Source organism: Oceaniferula spumae (genome assembly GCF_042849255.1).
Taxonomy (GTDB): Bacteria; Verrucomicrobiota; Verrucomicrobiia; order Verrucomicrobiales; family Akkermansiaceae; genus Oceaniferula; species Oceaniferula spumae.
Map to the genome: position 1 here is coordinate 1363429 of NZ_AP026866.1, position 17042 is coordinate 1380470.

At 50.6% G+C, this 17042-nt stretch carries 18 protein-coding genes; 12 read left to right on the forward strand and 6 right to left on the reverse strand.

The genetic code is table 11. The features are described 5' to 3' along the window. Nucleotides 1–4 precede the first annotated feature (4 nt). Together ACSPJT_RS05690 and ACSPJT_RS05695 are read right to left on the reverse strand one after the other, a co-directional pair. A complete protein-coding gene (locus tag ACSPJT_RS05690; RefSeq protein ID WP_435895401.1) occupies nucleotides 5–895 on the reverse strand; it encodes a DUF58 domain-containing protein in 891 nt (296 codons plus the stop codon). A gap of 12 nt (nucleotides 896–907) precedes the next feature. Next, nucleotides 908–1897, reverse strand: coding sequence for an AAA family ATPase (locus tag ACSPJT_RS05695; protein WP_435895402.1), 990 nt, complete (start codon nucleotides 1895–1897; stop codon nucleotides 908–910). 193 nt (nucleotides 1898–2090) lie between these two features. On the opposite strand from ACSPJT_RS05695, the gene ACSPJT_RS05700 reads away from it, so the two are divergent. The 6 genes from ACSPJT_RS05700 to ACSPJT_RS05725 all read left to right on the forward strand — a co-directional run bounded on the left by ACSPJT_RS05700 (nucleotide 2091) and on the right by ACSPJT_RS05725 (nucleotide 7582). Further along, complete coding sequence (locus ACSPJT_RS05700) at nucleotides 2091–2939, forward strand: sterol desaturase family protein (protein WP_435895403.1); 849 nt, start codon at nucleotides 2091–2093, stop codon at nucleotides 2937–2939. Beyond that, on the forward strand, nucleotides 2936–3442 hold the full coding sequence (locus tag ACSPJT_RS05705; protein WP_435895404.1) for a hypothetical protein: 507 nt from the start codon (nucleotides 2936–2938) through the stop codon (nucleotides 3440–3442). Before ACSPJT_RS05700 ends, ACSPJT_RS05705 begins: the two co-directional genes overlap by 4 nt. Next, nucleotides 3439–5100: a hypothetical protein gene (locus tag ACSPJT_RS05710; protein WP_435895405.1), complete on the forward strand. Its 1662-nt coding sequence runs from the start codon at nucleotides 3439–3441 to the stop codon at nucleotides 5098–5100. The genes ACSPJT_RS05705 and ACSPJT_RS05710 overlap by 4 nt, the downstream gene beginning before the upstream one ends. Nucleotides 5101–5142: 42 nt before the next feature. Continuing rightward, entirely contained in the window at nucleotides 5143–5586 is a 444-nt protein-coding gene (locus tag ACSPJT_RS05715) for a thiol-disulfide oxidoreductase DCC family protein (RefSeq protein WP_435895406.1), read from the forward strand. 91 nt (nucleotides 5587–5677) lie between these two features. Beyond that, nucleotides 5678–7270 carry a hypothetical protein gene (locus tag ACSPJT_RS05720; protein WP_435895407.1) on the forward strand — a complete coding sequence of 531 codons (1593 nt, stop codon included), beginning with the start codon at nucleotides 5678–5680 and terminating at the stop codon, nucleotides 7268–7270. Nucleotides 7271–7303: 33 nt separating this feature from the next. After that, a complete protein-coding gene (locus tag ACSPJT_RS05725) occupies nucleotides 7304–7582 on the forward strand; it encodes a hypothetical protein (protein ID WP_435895408.1) in 279 nt (92 codons plus the stop codon). Nucleotides 7583–7952: 370 nt separating this feature from the next. On the opposite strand, the gene recA is transcribed toward ACSPJT_RS05725, so the two are convergent. After that, nucleotides 7953–8987 (reverse strand): recombinase RecA, encoded by a 1035-nt coding sequence (gene recA / locus ACSPJT_RS05730; protein ID WP_435896185.1) that lies wholly within the window; start codon nucleotides 8985–8987, stop codon nucleotides 7953–7955. A 324-nt stretch (nucleotides 8988–9311) separates the two neighbouring features. Between recA and ACSPJT_RS05735 the strand changes: the two genes are divergently transcribed. The 6 genes from ACSPJT_RS05735 to ACSPJT_RS05760 all read left to right on the forward strand — a co-directional run bounded on the left by ACSPJT_RS05735 (nucleotide 9312) and on the right by ACSPJT_RS05760 (nucleotide 14975). Continuing rightward, complete coding sequence (locus tag ACSPJT_RS05735; RefSeq protein ID WP_435895409.1) at nucleotides 9312–9938, forward strand: MBL fold metallo-hydrolase; 627 nt, start codon at nucleotides 9312–9314, stop codon at nucleotides 9936–9938. A 222-nt stretch (nucleotides 9939–10160) separates the two neighbouring features. After that, nucleotides 10161–10565 carry a DUF883 family protein gene (locus tag ACSPJT_RS05740; protein ID WP_435895410.1) on the forward strand — a complete coding sequence of 135 codons (405 nt, stop codon included), beginning with the start codon at nucleotides 10161–10163 and terminating at the stop codon, nucleotides 10563–10565. Between the two features lie 246 nt (nucleotides 10566–10811). After that, the gene (locus tag ACSPJT_RS05745) at nucleotides 10812–11276 is read left to right on the forward strand and encodes a phage holin family protein (RefSeq protein ID WP_435895411.1); all 465 of its coding nucleotides are present in this window, start codon (nucleotides 10812–10814) and stop codon (nucleotides 11274–11276) included. Continuing rightward, a complete protein-coding gene (locus ACSPJT_RS05750; protein WP_435895412.1) occupies nucleotides 11255–11671 on the forward strand; it encodes a hypothetical protein in 417 nt (138 codons plus the stop codon). The genes ACSPJT_RS05745 and ACSPJT_RS05750 overlap by 22 nt, the downstream gene beginning before the upstream one ends. A gap of 88 nt (nucleotides 11672–11759) precedes the next feature. Then, nucleotides 11760–14291 (forward strand): LPS-assembly protein LptD, encoded by a 2532-nt coding sequence (locus ACSPJT_RS05755; RefSeq protein ID WP_435895413.1) that lies wholly within the window; start codon nucleotides 11760–11762, stop codon nucleotides 14289–14291. A gap of 45 nt (nucleotides 14292–14336) precedes the next feature. Further along, nucleotides 14337–14975 (forward strand): NAD(P)H-dependent oxidoreductase, encoded by a 639-nt coding sequence (locus ACSPJT_RS05760; protein ID WP_435895414.1) that lies wholly within the window; start codon nucleotides 14337–14339, stop codon nucleotides 14973–14975. 43 nt (nucleotides 14976–15018) lie between these two features. Here ACSPJT_RS05760 and ACSPJT_RS05765 read toward each other — a convergent pair whose 3' ends face one another. From ACSPJT_RS05765 to ACSPJT_RS05775, 3 genes are all read right to left on the reverse strand, one after another. After that, nucleotides 15019–15447, reverse strand: coding sequence for a hypothetical protein (locus tag ACSPJT_RS05765; protein ID WP_435895415.1), 429 nt, complete (start codon nucleotides 15445–15447; stop codon nucleotides 15019–15021). A 68-nt stretch (nucleotides 15448–15515) separates the two neighbouring features. Continuing rightward, a complete protein-coding gene (gene mtnP, locus ACSPJT_RS05770) occupies nucleotides 15516–16373 on the reverse strand; it encodes an S-methyl-5'-thioadenosine phosphorylase (protein WP_435895416.1) in 858 nt (285 codons plus the stop codon). Between the two features lie 10 nt (nucleotides 16374–16383). Next, nucleotides 16384–17007, reverse strand: coding sequence for a L,D-transpeptidase family protein (locus ACSPJT_RS05775; protein ID WP_435895417.1), 624 nt, complete (start codon nucleotides 17005–17007; stop codon nucleotides 16384–16386). Nucleotides 17008–17042: the final 35 nt, after the last annotated feature.

Below are 17042 nucleotides of genomic sequence, written 5' to 3' on the forward strand. Positions count from 1 at the left end.
CGCATCATCGGGTATCAGCACTCCGGTTATTCCGGTTTCTGAAAAACCGGATGATTTCGTAAAGAAAATCGTCTGCGGTGCCAAGTGGCAGAAGATCGGCATTCACCTCGTGGCACAAGTTCTGAAGCGCCTGCTGATGGCTCGCCGACTGATTTCTCACACGCTCACGGAGACGGCGATCGCTAAAATCGATCGTGCGCATCTCGCCGGTCTCGGCATCCACCATTTCTAACATACCACTTCGTGGCAACTCACGTTCCCTCAAATCGCTGAGCGAAACACAAATTAGGTCATGCAGCTGCGCGGCCTGACGAATTGCATCTTCGTAACCTTGATCCAAAAAATCGGAAAACAGAAAGGTGATACAGCGACGGGTTCTCACTTGATTGAGAAAGTCCAATGCTCCGGCAATATCCGTGCCCTTGGACTTGGGCTCGTGGCGCATGATCAGATCGATCATTCGCATCACATGGTTTTTCCCCTTCCGAGCCTTAATGTGGAGTTCGATCTCATCGCTGAAAAGGATCAGTCCTACATTGTCGTGATTATGTGCCGAGGCAAAAGCTAACAGAGCAAAGATCCTCGATGCCATCTCGCGCTTTGTGAAGACACCGCTGCCGAAATTCCCCGAGCCGGAAACATCGATCAGGAAATACAACGAGAGCTCGCGTTCCTCCATGAAAGTTTTCACATGAGTCTTGCCAGTGCGTGCGGTCACATTCCAATCGATGGTGCGCACATCATCGCCGTGGGTGTATTCCCGCACATCCTCGAACTCGATGCCCATTCCCTTGAAGCAACTCCGGTATTCGCCCGCCAACATCTCCAGCACCGCCTTACGACTATGCACTTGGATATGGCGTACCTTACTCTCGAGTTCGCTCTGGTTCATCATGAGCCCTATAACTTATTCCACGGTTTCCACCGTCGATAAAATCCGCGTCAGAATATATTCCACATCCTTGCCTTCGGCCTCGGCCTTATAGGTGATCGCCACCCTGTGCCTGAGCACATCCATGGCGATCCATTTCACGTCATGAGGCGTGACATAATCACGACCATCTAACAAAGCATGGGCACGAGCCCCTTTCATTAGAAAAATACTCGCGCGAGGAGAGACGCCGTGATTGATCAGGGGCGTCAATTCCTCGAGACCATAAGCGGCAGGATTCCTTGTAGCATCGACAAGGCGGAGCACGTATTTCTCGATCGCCTCATTCGCGTGAATATGATCGAGCGACTCACGCATTTTCATGATATCCGCGCCATTCACCACCGAGCGGACATTCATCTTCGGCGCATTCACCGACATGCGTTTCATGATTTGATGCTCCTCTTCCAAGGTAGGATAAGCCACATTCACCTTCAGCATAAAGCGATCGAGTTGAGCTTCCGGCAAGGGATAGGTGCCCTCTTGCTCGATCGGGTTCTGGGTGGCCAATACGAGAAACGGTTCCTCCAGGGCATAGCTGTCGGTGCCAATGGTCACCTGCTTTTCCTGCATCGCCTCCAGCAAAGCACTCTGTACTTTCGCAGGTGAGCGATTGATTTCATCAGCCAAGACAATATTGGCAAACACCGGCCCTTTGTGTGGCGTGAAATCTCCGGTTTGCTGGTTGTAGATCAGGGTCCCTATCAAGTCACCGGGCAGAAGATCCGGGGTAAACTGGATCCGACTGAAATCGACGCCCAGCGTCTGAGCCATGGTGCTGACCGTCAGAGTTTTCGCCAGTCCGGGAACTCCCTCGATGAGCACGTGCCCATTGCAAAGCAGCGAGACGAGCAATCGATCGACTAAATCGCCCAAGCCTACCACCACCTGGCCAATTTCATTCCTGACCTCGTTGAGTTGTCGGTTCTCTTCTGTAAATGATGTGTTAACTGTCACTGGAATCATATTGATCTAATTTGGCGCTGTGTCCATGCAGGTAAACGTCTTATTTAGGGGCAGGTTTCGAGGATTCTCGTAAAACAGTGACATTGTCACAGCTGAAATCGTTTGATTACCCTCGCATAAACATCGACCAAATCAATACACCGAAAAAATACTTCGATTTTGGCGATACTATAACTCGTGGCATTCTCACTGCATGCAAACGATATGGATCATGCTCGTTGTGGTCGCCGCCATGTTTATCGTCGAGAAATGGTGGCCTGCCAATGAATTACCCAAGAGCAGGCACTGGTGGGCTCGGGTGGTGCTGACCAACACCGCACAGGCAGGCATCGTGGTTTTGCTCGGATTCAGCTGGGATGTGTGGATGGACCATGTGGCCATGTCACAACCGTGGGCCTTGCGTCACCATGTTGGAATCGTGCCACAGGTGATCATTGGATACATCGTCATCACCTTTATTTATTATTGGTGGCACCGCCTGCGTCACAATTCGAAGTTTTTCTGGCGTCTTTGTCATCAATTGCATCATTCGCCACGTCGGATGGAAGTGCTGATGTCATTCTACAAGCATCCAGTTGAAATCAGTATCAACGGCCTGCTGAGCTCCGCCATCACCTTCGCCCTGTTAGGATGCAGTGTGGAGTCTGCCGCTTTGGTAACTCTGGCTACGGGTGTTGCGGAACTTTTCTACCATTGGAACATTAAGACACCTGTTTGGTTAGGGCCATTTTTCCAACGGCCTGAATCTCATCGGGTGCATCACGAGAGAAACCATCACACAAATAATTACGCCGATATCCCTCTATGGGACATGCTCTTTGGCACCTATAAAAACCCACGCCAACCGATTGAAAAATGTGGTTTCAAGTCAGAAAAAGAGGCCCGGTTTGCAGACATGCTGGCATTTCGTGACGTGCATGATGAGAACGCCAGACAGTTGTCATCCGTTCATCTACTTCCTACCTGCCTGGGCTGCTCTAAACGCTGGGCATGTCATCAATCGAGATTGAGCAATGCCAAACTAAAAGAAACGAAATCATGAAACTAACCAATCACCAAAGAAGCAACCTTCTTGCCATTTTGATCCTCGCATGGGGCAGCACTGCAATGGTCGGACACATGATCAACTCGCCGACACTCAAGGGTATAGGCCTAGCATCTGCTGCGGCGCCCTACACCAAAGTCTTTTGTCAGGCTCAGACGAGGGATGGCAAGGACTTCGAAACCTTCACAGCGGATTTCACGATTTTCTACCAATTGGAAGACGGCACTGAACAAAGCATGTCCATCACCCCTGAGGTCTACCAAAAGCTACATGGCCCCTACCAGCGGCGCAATGTCTACGGTGCTGTGCTCGCCTACGGCCCCGCATTGCCGGAGCCCATGCAAGAAACAACGCTTCGCTACGCTCTACTTTCGCCCGGTTCCGTGCCAAGCGAACTCGGCATCCCTGATAGCGCGACCCATCACCGTGTGGAAATGGTCAGTCGAACTCCCAAGACTAACAATTCTTGGACATTTAAACCTAACATTATCACAAAATGAATAATTTATTAACGATGTCTTCAGAGACAACACAACGGCAATTCGTCTGGTTCCGCATCACGTTCGGTATTTATCTCTGTTGGCATTTCATGGCATTGATTCCATTTGCAGGAGAAATGTTCAGTCGCGAGGGAATACTCGGTTCCTCTGGACTAAACCCATTCGAAGGAAAGTGGCCTAATCCCTTTTTCATCTGGGGAAGCCCGCTATTTATTCAGATTTCACTTGGTCTGGGAGTCGCGGCATCGCTTCTCTTTGCAGGCGGAAAACTCCGACGTAGCTCGGCCCTCTTTCTGTGGTTTCTGCACTCTTGCTTGTTTACTGCCAATCCTCTCACGGCGAACCCCAGCCTTGGCTATGTGGGGATGTTGCTGTTGCTCTGCGCCGCTACCCCCAAAGAGTTCATAAAATTACCTGTCTGGATTCCGCGGACCGCATGGATTCTTCTGGCAGTAGGGTACACTTTTTCAGGCATCCTCAAGTTAGCTAGCCCAAGTTGGATAGATGGGTCTGCTTTGTCACACCTGATGGAAAACCCTCTAGCCCGCCCAGGATTGGCGCGTGACTTGATGATATCACTGCCCGAATCAGTGCTCATGGTCATGACTTGGGGAACGCTCGCTCTCGAAGTTCTTTTCTTACCCATGGTTTACTCTCGTCGACTCCGCCCTTACGCATGGAGCGCTATGGTTGTCATGCATCTCGGCATCATGGCAACGGTTGATTTCTCCGACTTGAGCCTGGGTATGTTGATGGTCCATCTCTTCACCTTTCAAAGATCGTGGCTGGTAAGAGCAAAACCACTTTGGGGAAAAATATCCTCACACTTCCAACGCTTTATCACCCAATGGAAGAGGCTCAAACTTACTCAGAGCTGTCTACTGTTAGGGCTGCTGTGCTGTGTGATCACAGCTTGCACCACCAACACTCCCCATAACGGACTGTTTCCTTTTTCCGCCATGGAGAAACCGCCAAGCGAACGCGCTGTAAAGCGCAAGACCAAACACAGCGCCCAACAACCGCAACAGATGAAGAAGGTAATCACTTACCATTCCGCAACCGACCAGTCTAAGTTCAGTCAAGCCACTGCCCAACTCCGTGCTGGTGACGTGCTAGCCTTTTATATGAGTCATCGCGAAGCTAGGGACTACCTCAAGCGGGGTGCTATTCAGAAAGTCCCCTATGAACTGTTTCGCTTTGGCCATGTCAGCATCATTGTACCTGACCCTGAAAAACCCTTGAGGAGTCAGAATACGAATGATTTCAAACTGCTACAGGTCGCGATGAAACAAGCCGTGACCGCTCGTGTCTCTCTAGAATACCTAAGGGATAAATCATGGATCGCCTACCGCCCACCGACAGACAGCGTCGATATTGTTAGACTGCAATCATTTGCGAGAGAAAGTGTCAGTAAATGCTGTTCACCAGACAAGTCCTATGACTTCCGTGCCACGTTCGGACTGGGTAACGGCAATATTTTCCCAAAAACCACCGATGAAATACGCACCAGTTATACCTGCACAACTTTGATCGTCGCAGCTCTTAGCTACAGTGGTTTCGATCTCCATGCAGTCAAACGCAACGGCCGCATAGACGTCCTAACTCCACGTCAAGTCATCGACGCATGGGGCGTGCCCAGACACCGCAGCAATCCCTAGATGACAATTCATCAATGATCGTCTATTTTCACAATATCGAACATGAGCCCATCCGACCAATCGCCAAATAACATTCTATTTCTTGATGGAGATTGTATGTTTTGCCAGCAATCCGCGACAATGCTGCATCGACTGGATAAACGCGGTCGGTTACACTTTGCGCCGCTACAGGGAGAAACCGCCCGTATTCTTCCAGAAGCTTGGCGACAACTCGAGGATACAAACAATCAGGCATCAGGTGCTGCCGTTCTCACAGAATATTATGGCTCAGACAGGCAAATGCATTGGCGCGGTGCTGATGCTATTCTACGGTCGCTTTATCTAACAGGTGGAATTTTCAAGATTTTCTGGCCACTCCACTGGTTGCCCAGATGGATCAAGTCACCGGCATATCAGTTCATCGCACGGCACCGACATCGCTTGAAATTTGGAAAAGAAAGCTGTTCCTTGCCTGATGCCAAGTTTCGAGAGCACATGCTTCCGTAATCTATTACGACTAAATTTAATTTGGTTAGCATGATAATCAGCTGAATGCACTTGAACATCATACCAGAGATGGCATTGTTTAGCATTCACTATGTCACTACACACACTAATCCGCTCTCTTATAATTTGGCCGCTCAGTCTTGGATCTGTGGATGCGCTGGCTATTCGGGTGTATGATCCGGATCGGCACGACCGTTTTCTGAATTTCCCCACAGCACCAACTCATAACTTACAATTCATGCACGCAGGGTTTAACCTGACTGGTGTGGGATGGTGGACACCGCCAGGAAACACAGATTATCAGTTTACGATGGTCTCTCCGATGCACTACATAGGGGCTAGTCATGCATCTCCCGGAGCAGGTAATGTGTTACGCTTCCTTTCCTTAGATAACATTATCCGAGATTACACGGTAGCTGATAGGGTGTTTATTCCGATAGACGATGATACATCCTCAGATCTCTTTATCGGAAAATTCAATCAACCTATTCCTTCCTCTCATGGCATTGGATTCCATCCATACCTCAACCTGCCTAATGAAAGCCAATATCTAAACCGTGCGGTGATTCTACTTGGCAAACCTGCTAGAGGTGCATCTCAAACGACCGCGACGATAACAGATAGTGGTATCAATGATACCCGTGTCATCAGCATGCCATACACTATCGCCTCGGGAGGAAACGATGAGGCTTACTATGAACAGCGAGATTCAGGCAGCCCGGTATTTATTGATCAGAATGGAACTGCTGCCATCATTGGGGTGAACAGTGTTCTGGCAACGGTTACTACAAATCCCCCAATAGGGCCACCTGTGACAACAGGTTACGTCAACTTTGCCAACTTCGTCCCGCACTACGTCGATAAGTTAAATGACGTCATGGAGGTCGATGGCTACCGCATGACCAAGGCCATTCCGGGCAGCACAACCTTAACCCTTACTCATTCTCCTCCAAGTTCAGTCATCCGAGCCGGACACGCTTTCAGTCTTGAGCTCAATCTGAACAACACAGGGGCTATTATTTCTGAGAATGTTAAATTAATTAACATGTTCCCTGATGGGTCCATCGTCACTGGTGCTAGTGGATCGGCTTGGTTTGATGAATCTTCGGCTACAGAGACCAGGGCAAGACGCGCCAAAATCGATTCCGGGAACGATACAGATTACACCCTAACCCTGACATTCCCTACCCCTGGCACCAAGGTCCACACGGTCACTTATTCATCAGACCAGACTCCACTCGGACCTTCGACAACTCAGAATTTCAACCTAGAAGTCATCGAGTCTTTTATCAGCTGGACGGCGAATCTCGTTGATAAGTCTGCATCTGGTGATGATGACATGGACGGTGTAGGCAATCTCCTTGAATACGTCTTTGGCGGAGACCCTACCGTTCCTTCCCGTCAGGTAGCTGGAACAACGGTTAGCTTACTACCCACCTACACCAATACTGGCAGTGGGCACACATTCTCGTTTGTCAGACGCAAAGACTTCACTCAACGCGCAATCACTTACAGTTTAGAATCATCCACCACTCTCGAGAATGGCAGCTTCACTGATGCTTCCGCACTCATCAACAACACACAGACAAGCTCAATCAATGATGATTATGAACTCGTCACCCTATCGCTAACACTCTCAGGTGATGAGCGCTTCTTTCGGATTGATGTCGAATTGAACGAATGATAACCTCTTATGGTTCCACATTAGTTTACAATTATGCCCGACCAAGAAAAACCTCCCGCACTTGACATTAAGCTACCTTGGTATGCTCATGCCATTGCTGGATGGCCTATCGCCCTTGTTGCACTTGGAGGTTTACTAGGTGGAATCTACGGTGCCTTAGCTTACTCGGTGTCCATGACGATCCTCAAGAAGAAGGGATGTTCTGCGGTGACCTACGCAGTGGCTATTGTCATTGGCTTAGTTGCAGTCGTCGCCTACTTCGTGACGATCCAGGCTTTGGCTGCAGCGTTCCCCAACATATTCAGACAGTGATCTTCAATGTGAAGCTACAGGCTTCTATGGATGCCAACTGTTTTAAATTCGTAGCTCGATACTAATTGAGCCTCTTGGCGGTGAATTCGCTGATAGCGACTTCGTCACGGTTAACACGACACTGTCTCGTCGGTCTAACTAATCACTCACTCCATAATTACTGGTCGCTGCACGCCACCTAAAAATGGAGATCCAGCCAATCTACAAAGCATCGAAAACACAAATCCCCTTCTGCTCCAGACTACAAAAAACCCGTCTGCTGGTATCACGCGGAACGTGGTTCACCAACAAACGGGCTGATAAAACTGACTAGTTTCTAAATATCCGAGCAGGTAGAGGATAGCTCACAATGAGCTTCTCCCCTAACAACCTAGGCATTGTCAGCTGACATCGCCTCCTTCACCTTGGTTTCGATTTCTTCGTAGAGTGCTGCATCATCGTTTAGAGCGATCTTGGCGGCATCTCGTCCTTGTGCAAGTTGGTTACCTGAGTAGCTGAACCAGCTGCCACGTTTCTGAACGATGTCAAATTCCAGGGCTAGATCCAGCATGGAGCCGACCGAGGAAATACCTTCGTTATACATGATATCGAACTCCGCCTCTTTGAAGGGAGCTGCGACTTTGTTTTTGACGACTTTGATACGGGTACGACTACCGGTAACATTACCATCAGTGGCTTTGATCTGACCAATCCGGCGAATATCCACTCGCACAGACGCGAAGAACTTGAGAGCGCGGCCACCGGGGGTGGTTTCCGGATTACCGAACATAACGCCGATTTTTTCACGAATTTGGTTGGTGAAGATACATGTCGTGCGTGCCTTGGAAATGAAGGCGGTGAGCTTCCGCATCGCCGCACTCATCAGGCGGGCTTGGGTGCCCACAGTGCTATCGCCGATTTCACCCGCGAGTTCTTGCTTGGTGACAAGGGCCGCTACGGAGTCGAGCACGACAACGTCGATCGCATTCGAGCGCACCAAGGTCTCGCAAATCTGCAGAGCTTCCTCACCAGAGTTGGGCTGTGATACTAACAGATCATCGATATTGACTCCAAGCTTGGCGGCGTAGGCTGGGTCAAGTGCGTGCTCTACATCAATGAAGGCGGCGAGGCCTCCTTTTTTCTGAGCCTGCGCAATGACGGTGAGTGTCAGAGTTGTTTTACCGGATGATTCCGGTCCGTAGATTTCGACGATTCGACCACGGGGGAATCCACCGACACCGAGCGCACGGTCAATAAGAAGGTTGCCGGTGGGAATGACATCAACATCGACGCGGTGGCCATCGCCTAAGCGCATGATGGCGGTTTCACCGAAGTCTTTTTGAATTTGGGAAATAGCAAGATCGAGATTCTTTTTACGGGCGGCTGCGATTTTATCATCGGCAGCATTCGAGTTTTTGGTAGCCATGGATTTTTTAGACGCCGATTTCTCGGCAGCGGTTGATTTTTTACTGGTTGGGGTAGCGGTAGCGCTTGTGGAAGTGGCTACGGCGGCGGGCGCGTTATTAGTCGCGGAATTAGGTTTAGCTGTTGCGGTGCTCATGACAATGGTGTTTTTGGTTTTCCGGATAATGCCTCATGCATTTTCTCAGGTCAACAAAAAACTGTTCATTAGATTAGTGTTATATAGAACATGTTCGAGTGAAGCCACTTAGATGACTCGCGACCCTGCGATTTGTTACAAAAAGAACATGACCGAACGCGGCATCAAAGGCATGCTCCGTCCGCAGACATGAAGATAAGAAAATACATCGGCGGCATGGTCATGACCAATGCCTACCTAATAGGAGAAGGCGAGGACTGTGTGCTGATTGACGCACCCAAGGGGGTTACCGATTGGTTAGAGCAGGAAGGCGAGCTTCCCAAAGAGGTTCTACTGACTCACCAACATTACGATCATGTTGAAGATGTGGCCCGTCTTGCGGCGAAAGGTGTTCGTGTGCGTGCATATGCTCCACATTCCCAAGAGCTGACACTCGAAACCTTTAAGGCACAATGGGGACTCCCGATCGATGTTCCCTCATATTCCGTCGACGATGTTCTTGGTGGCACAAAGACACTAGATTCCGGCGGCTATCAATTCCGAGTAGAACACCTGCCGGGGCACTCTCCGGACAGCATTGTGTTCATCATTGGCGACGCAACAGATAACGAGGGATCCCCCATGTTGGCATTCGTGGGAGACACTTTGTTTGCCGACAGTATTGGTCGTCCTGATCTTCCGGGTGGGGACCAAGAGCTGCTACTGGATGGTATCCGAAATAAAATTCTCACCCTGCCGGAAAATACCCGCGTGTTCCCAGGTCATGGGTTCGAAACCACGGTCGGTCGGGAGCAATCAGGGAATCCATTTTTGTAAAATTTCAAATTTTGACACATTTTCCTCACACGCCTCCTTGCGTTATGAGCGGAAAGGTGCCAAGCTAAGTTAAAGAGCGGAACACCTAACGTTTTGCAAGAATACGAAAGACATTCAAAACGTCACCCCGCGATAACAAACCGTCAGAACCACAGAGTTCTAACCAAAGCAGCCGCAAAGGTTGTTAAACAAACAAAAAACAACCACTCACCTATTAATACCATGGAAGAAACATACGCAGACCCCAACTTCACCTCAGACTCACCATTCAGCGAGACTCCGGCATCGCACGGAGCAGCTAACGATCTTCGCAATGCCGCTGGCGAGAAAGCCAAGAAAATCGCTCAGGACGCAGGAGCCAAAGCACAGCAACTCAAACAGACCGCTGTCGACAAGGCCCAGCAGTTCCGCGAATTCGCAGGCACCAAGGCGCATGACGTCAAGGAAACAGCCAGCGTCAAGGCACAGCAATTGAAACAAGCTGCCGGAGAGCAGATGCAACACGGCAAGGTCAAGGCGCGCGAAGTCCACGCTGACACCGAAGAATACATCCGTCAAAATCCCACCAAAGCCGTTCTCACAGCACTTGGTATTGGATTTGTCCTCGGCGTAATCGTACGCCGATAGCGTCTCCCCTTATTCCCTCACTTCAAGAAACTGAGCCGTGCTATCTGCATGGCCAGTTTTTTGCTGCTAGGGAGTCTATCAGAATACGGAGATAGCGAATCCTGACGTCAACATACTGGTTCTTGGCTGAAAACTAACAATTTGGGTGAAACACACTGAACAATGGTTCTATAAAGACCATTGACTGTTAGCCATCTTCCCGTTTAATCCCTTTTCCGCCGTTTTCGTATTACGCCCCCATCATCCATGGCCGAACCATCACGACCCGATCAGCCAACTAGGAAGATCTCATTTTCCGCCACTCCCGAGGGCGTAAACTCCAGAGGAACAGTCGGTGAGATGAAACAAGCTCTGTCCGGCTTTGTCGCCGCCCGAGTCGAACTCGCCAGTATCGAGGCCAAGGAGGCTGCCGGTTTTGCTGCAAGCAAGGTCGTGCACGGCGTCATTCTCGCGCTTTGCGGATTTTTCATCTGGTGCTTGGTTCTAGCAGGACTCACCGGAGTATTGGCACCGATCGCAGGCAAATGGCTGGCTGATAAAGTGGCATGGCTGCCCGGTTGGTGCGCCGTTATATTCGCTCTGGCTATTATTCATGCCATCGTGGCATTGATCTGTGTGATTTTGATCCGGAAAAAACCGGCCGCACCATTATTCGAGCTGACCCGTCAGGAACTGGAAAACGACAAACAATGGCTAAGAAAGAACAAATAGCTCTTCGTAAGCAGGCACTTGTCGCCCAACTCGCAGATTCCCGCCAGATGATCGACTTAGGTCGCGCCGAGCTGAAGGAGAAGCTACAGGTTAAAAAGCAATTTCGCAGACTGATCGATAAAAAACCGAAGCAAGTATTCTACGGCGCACTGGTCTCAGGATTGGCGGCGACGCTCATGCTCAAAGGCTCTAGGAAGAAGAAAAAGTCCAAGGTCCGGAAATCATTTTTCAGGCTGCTTATTGGCTGGGTGCTACTGGCACTGAAGCCGATTGGGAAAAGTTACCTCTTGAATCTGAGCAAAACCATGGCCGTAGCCCAAATGAAATCGTTGACCCAACCGCGCCAACCTCACTTGGAGACCAACGATTACACGGACGCTCCCAATGTTCGTTAGAGCAGACCGTGATATGTCACGACTTCCGTGAACTCCCACCCGTCTTTGCTCTTTACTAAGTAGGCCCACTTCAGTCACAGTGCCTGCGATGAGGCGTTCCGGATCAAGTATCTTTCTCCCCCTATGTTTACTGTGCCTCTCGCACACTACAGAACTGTCGGCACAAGACCTGCCGGAGAAGCAGAAACAGCCTGATGCGGCTGACGCAGGAGACCTTCTCGGACCAGGTGTAAACCCTGCTGAACCAGACTTTGACGGTGGATTTGGCGGTAATTTCGGCAGCATGCCAGAAATGCCGGACAGCATCAAACTCACCTCTGATGGCAAACTGGAATTCGATCCCGAAAAAGGGACCTACCTGTTCCAGGGTAAGGTTGTTGTAGAAAGTGACAACGGCCTCGTCCTGAAAGCCAACCATGTGCTGGTGGACGCAAAAGCGGAAAAGGCCACTCTCAAAGGTGATGTCGCCATCCTTCAGCCCGTTGCCAAGAATCCTGACGGCTCGGTAGCCCCCGGCATCCATCTCTTTGCCGACCGGGTAATCTTGGATGCCAAAAAGAAAATCGTTAATCTCTACGGCAATGTCAGTATCTACCAAGGCCCCACCCTCCATCGCGGTGACCACGCCGTTTACAACTACGGCACCCGAGTTTTGGAAACCAAAGGTCTCGCCAGCAGGCTTGGACCGATCCTGCTAGAATCAGACAGTTTCCAGTTAGAAGACCACGATGGCAGAAAAGCCTATGTGGGGGAAAACGCCGGTATCACTACCCACGATGTAGAAAAGCCGAACTTCTGGATGCGATCAGACCGCACCACAATTTACCCAGGTGAAAAAGTTGTCTTTAATAACCTCCGCCTCTACGCCGGTGAAACTCCTATCTTCTGGCTCCCCTACCTTTCCCAACCTCTCGATGCCGAACTAGGTTATCACTTCCTTCCCGGTGCAAAAAGCAACTGGGGTCTCTACCTGCTCAACACATACGGCATCATGCTAGGTGGTGAGGTCGACGAGGATACTGGCGAGCGCGATGGTGCTTGGCTGCTTTCCCGATGGCATCTCGATCTCCGCAGCCGACGCGGTATCGGCACGGGTCTTGACCTCTTTGATACCAGGCTCAAAGACAACGACAACCTCGGCTGGGTGAAAATGTACTATCTCAACGACTGGGATCCGTCGCTAGAGCGCTCCTCCGAGCCTCGAGGATTTGTCAATGAAGACCGCTGGAAATTCGAACTCAAGCACCGCATTGATCTACAAGAGAACGACGACAGCCGGACCTATCTCGACTTTGACATCACCGCACTGAGCGATCGATTTTTCCTTGAGGACTTCGAGCCCGGCACATTCAAAATCGATCCCAACCCCGACAACGAAATCGGAGTCTACCATCGTAACTCCAAAATCCTCGCCGGTCTCTACACCAGGCTTCGTCTGAATCAGTTTTATCAGACCGATACTCGCCTCCCTGAAATTTTCCTCGATCAAATCAAAAGCCCGATCGGTGAGTCCCCTATCCTACACGAGGGGCAGACATCACTTGGCATTTACCGCGAGCACCTTGCTGATTTCTTTGAAAACAACCTCCAAGCAGAAGCGGACTCACTGCTTCCCGGCGATCCCAGACTGGATGAAATCAATCGTCTGCTAGACGACCGTGGCTACGCTCGTTTCCACACCTTCCACGAATTCAGTGCTCCGCTGAACCATGGTGGAGATATAGCCATCGTGCCACGTGTCGGCTTTGGTCACACCCGCTACTGGAACATTGATGGTAACGACAGCCCGTTCAGCCGCACTCATTTTTCAGCCGGAGTGGATCTCTCGATGAAATTCTCCAAGGCTTACCCAGACTTCGTTAAACCTGAGTGGGGAATCGATGGCCTTCTGCACGTGTTTCAACCATATGCTAACTTCTCACAGCTATCCACCAATGAGCTGGATGGATCATTCGGCAGAATCGAGACTCTGACACCCTCCACACGCCCTCGTCCGCTGGAGGTTGGCCGCTTTACTGCAGTGGACGATCTCAGCGACTGGTCGATCATCCGTCTGGGCATGCGCAACCGCCTACTCACCAAGCGTGATGGGGACACTCACGAATGGTTGAGCATGAACACCTACATGGACGTGTTTATGAACGATCCGGAGTTGAACCGTGATTTTTCCAATCTCTATAACGATATCATCTGGCAGCCACTGCCATGGATGAGACTGAACCTGGAAACTCAGTTCCCCATCGCAGGAGGAGGATCAGGATTCCGTGAGGTTTCCACCCGCGCCACCTTCCTACCGACGGACTCGTTGGAACTCAGCGTCGGCTACCGCCAGCTAAATAACCACCCGATCCTTCAGGACAGTGACCGAGTCGATATTCGCGCATACGCCCGTCTCAGTGAAGCTTGGGGTATTGGCTTCTACCAACGCTGGGAGCTCGATGACAGCACCTTGGAGGTGCAGCAGCTTACCCTGCACCACGACTTTGACAGCTGGACAGCATCCGTTGGCCTACTGATGCGCGATAACCGTAACGACAACACCGAATACGGTCTGATGCTGAACTTCACGCTCAAGGATTTCCCTCGCGTGCGCTTGCCCCTTTCGGTTGATAACGAGTAGGACTTTGCTCCCGCCCTATCCACCCGCTCATACCCATTGTTTTATATGACACCTGAAGAACTTCTACACAGCCTGAACTGGCGCTACGCCACCAAGGAATTTGATGCCGAAAAGACGATCCCCAACGAGACTTGGGACGCGATTGAGCAATCCCTGATCCTTACCCCCTCCTCCTTTGGCCTGCAGCCTTGGAAATTCATCACCGTGACGGATCAAAAGATCAAAGACGAGCTGATGATCCACTCGTGGAACCAACGACAGGTAGCCGATTGCTCACACATGGTGGTGCTGTGCGCGAAAGCCAAGGTGGGCAACGATGATATCGATGTCTGGCTAGACCGCCTTGTTGAAATTCGCGGAGTCGAAAGAGAAAGTCTGGATGGATATGCCGGTATGATGCGTGGTTTCCTGGCCAATATGGACGAGCGTGACACCATCGCTTGGGCAAAACACCAAGTCTATATCGCCCTTGGTCAGTTAATGGCATCTGCAGCCGTGTTAGGTATCGATGCCTGCCCGATGGAGGGCATCCTTCCTGCAGAATATGATCGAGTGTTAGGGCTGCAAGACGGCGGCTACCTGACTACCGTGGGATGCGCACTGGGCTATCGTTCCGCTGAAGATAAATACGCTGAGATACCAAAAGTCCGCTACCAGCGCGACAGTGTAATCGGGTCTATCTAAGCAGCCCTGTGAGGAAGTGCCCGGATCATGATCTGGAACGCTCTTACTGACTAACAGGAGCGCCCCCGCGCATGGCCTTTTGCCTCTTGTAGAAGGAATCCATCAGAGTTCCCAAAATGTCTTTGGCAAGCGCTTGGTCTTTGTCTTGATAGCTCAAAGTGACTTCCAGACCGCTCACTTTCACAATGAACTTCTCTTTGATTTTGGCCTTGGCGGCCTCGGCATCAGCAAGTTTCCATTGAGCGACCAGATTGTGTTTTTCAATGGTTTCATCCAAGGTATCGCCCGTTAGAACAGCCATTTTAAAGGTCTCAGGGTCCACACCTTCTTTGACAACGGTCAGTTTTCCTTCGTAGCGAAACTCTTGATTCTGCTTAGCTCGGATTTTTTTCACCGCCCAGTATCCGCCTGCAGCTCCGAGGATGACTACAAGCAACAGAGCGATAATGGCATACATCGTATTGCGCGACATGACTTGATAATACACAAGTTCCCTAAGCTGCCAAGCTATTGCTTAAGCACATAGCGATGGTGTTACTGCTAGAGATACTTCTCCAAGATCGGCTGGAGATTATTGACCGTCTCTTCTGGCCATAACTCTTTGGGCGTCATTAGCGCGGGAGCCAGTGCCTCATGCTCCGGCCAATCCGGCGTCGATGGAATTTGGTCAATCGCTCGAGCAACGATCTTTTTCGCCTTCGCCGAGTTCGCCATGAGGTGGCCGATCACAGTTTGCACACTGACATCCTCTTCGCTTTCGTGCCAGCAGTCGTAATCCGTGATCATCCCGAGTGTCGCCAGCGCGATTTCAGCTTCTCTGGCCAGCTTGGCCTCAGGCAGATTGGTCATGCCGATGATATCAAATCCCAACTGTCGGTTCGCCTCACTCTCCGCACGGGTGGAAAATGCCGGGCCGTCCATATTGACGTAAGTGCCACCATCGTGGACAACGCAGTCCTCAGCGCGGGACGCATATGCCAAAATCGATCTGAGACCAGAACTAACAGGGTCACCAAAGCCAATATGGGCCACGATACCATTGCCAAAAAAAGTATGCTGATCACGGCGGCTCGTCCGATCGAAATACTGATCGGGTAAAACGATGTGCCGCGGTTCATACACCTCTTTCAGGCTTCCAACGGCGGTCACACAGATCAGCCAGCGGACACCGAGACTGCGCAGCGCCCAGATATTTGCCCGATGATTTATCTCGTGTGGTAACAAGCGGTGACCACGCCCGTGGCGGGGTAGGAACCAGACTTGTCGACCATTCATCTCGCCGCCGATCAACGCATCAGAAGGTGCTCCAAATGGTGTCTCCACGATACGTTCCTCGGTTTGTTCAAACCCCTCAATTTCGTAAAGGCCGCTGCCTCCGATGATACCTATTGCGTTCATAAATTATTTGTTAGTAGTTGATCCAAGAAAAATCCTCCTTCTTGGCCATGCTCTTGAGCAAGCTGCCTTCCGAAATGCTAACCCGTGTTCCTACGCGAGTCTTCCGGTAGATAAGTGGCTGGGCTTTGTGGTAAACGCGGATACAGCCAAAACTGCAGCGGGTGTGAGTAGGAAATTTACCGACGTGCATGCCTATACCATCCCAGGTCAGACGCATCCAGTAGGGCATGTCCGTGCCTTCATAAACACTTCCCTCCGGTGGAGGCCCCTCATGCAGCCAGTTTTTCTCCACGATGACCTTGCCTGTCTTCGCGTCGACAAACTTACCGTATTTGTTAGATCGCTTGTGCTCCAGCTTTTCCACCACCTTGTGCTCGCCGGTGGGAGTTTCATGTCCGGGAACGCCAGTGGAGACATTGGTTTTGAGGATCACCCTGCCCTGTTCATCCAGAAGCCATGCTTTTTGATCCCAGATCGATACCTCTATCCGTGTTTTGGTGGGGTCGGCCTCACGATACAGTGATTTATTGACCTGCCATGAAGAACTCGTTGAAGGCACTAACTGACATGAGATCGACAAAGCTGAAAGTAATATCAGGATGCCAAGCGTCGTATTCCTTGCTAGATTGCTCACGCACTTGAGAGTAATTTTTTCTACCTATATTCCAA

Excerpts from the sequence above, each read along its gene's own strand:
- ACSPJT_RS05740 (WP_435895410.1), top strand. The coding sequence starts at position 10,161 with ATGGAAGAAACATACGCAGACCCCAACTTCACCTCAGACTCACCATTC.
- ACSPJT_RS05705 (WP_435895404.1), top strand. The coding sequence starts at position 2,936 with ATGAAACTAACCAATCACCAAAGAAGCAACCTTCTTGCCATTTTGATC.
- ACSPJT_RS05750 (WP_435895412.1), top strand. The coding sequence starts at position 11,255 with ATGGCTAAGAAAGAACAAATAGCTCTTCGTAAGCAGGCACTTGTCGCC.
- ACSPJT_RS05760 (WP_435895414.1), top strand. The coding sequence starts at position 14,337 with ATGACACCTGAAGAACTTCTACACAGCCTGAACTGGCGCTACGCCACC.
- recA (WP_435896185.1), bottom strand. The coding sequence starts at position 8,987 with ATGGCTACCAAAAACTCGAATGCTGCCGATGATAAAATCGCAGCCGCC.
- ACSPJT_RS05710 (WP_435895405.1), top strand. The coding sequence starts at position 3,439 with ATGAATAATTTATTAACGATGTCTTCAGAGACAACACAACGGCAATTC.
- ACSPJT_RS05765 (WP_435895415.1), bottom strand. The coding sequence starts at position 15,447 with ATGTCGCGCAATACGATGTATGCCATTATCGCTCTGTTGCTTGTAGTC.
- ACSPJT_RS05725 (WP_435895408.1), top strand. The coding sequence starts at position 7,304 with ATGCCCGACCAAGAAAAACCTCCCGCACTTGACATTAAGCTACCTTGG.
- ACSPJT_RS05700 (WP_435895403.1), top strand. The coding sequence starts at position 2,091 with ATGCAAACGATATGGATCATGCTCGTTGTGGTCGCCGCCATGTTTATC.
- ACSPJT_RS05695 (WP_435895402.1), bottom strand. The coding sequence starts at position 1,897 with ATGATTCCAGTGACAGTTAACACATCATTTACAGAAGAGAACCGACAA.
- ACSPJT_RS05745 (WP_435895411.1), top strand. The coding sequence starts at position 10,812 with ATGGCCGAACCATCACGACCCGATCAGCCAACTAGGAAGATCTCATTT.
- ACSPJT_RS05690 (WP_435895401.1), bottom strand. The coding sequence starts at position 895 with ATGATGAACCAGAGCGAACTCGAGAGTAAGGTACGCCATATCCAAGTG.
- ACSPJT_RS05715 (WP_435895406.1), top strand. The coding sequence starts at position 5,143 with ATGAGCCCATCCGACCAATCGCCAAATAACATTCTATTTCTTGATGGA.
- ACSPJT_RS05755 (WP_435895413.1), top strand. The coding sequence starts at position 11,760 with ATGAGGCGTTCCGGATCAAGTATCTTTCTCCCCCTATGTTTACTGTGC.
- mtnP (WP_435895416.1), bottom strand. The coding sequence starts at position 16,373 with ATGAACGCAATAGGTATCATCGGAGGCAGCGGCCTTTACGAAATTGAG.
- ACSPJT_RS05735 (WP_435895409.1), top strand. The coding sequence starts at position 9,312 with ATGAAGATAAGAAAATACATCGGCGGCATGGTCATGACCAATGCCTAC.
- ACSPJT_RS05720 (WP_435895407.1), top strand. The coding sequence starts at position 5,678 with ATGTCACTACACACACTAATCCGCTCTCTTATAATTTGGCCGCTCAGT.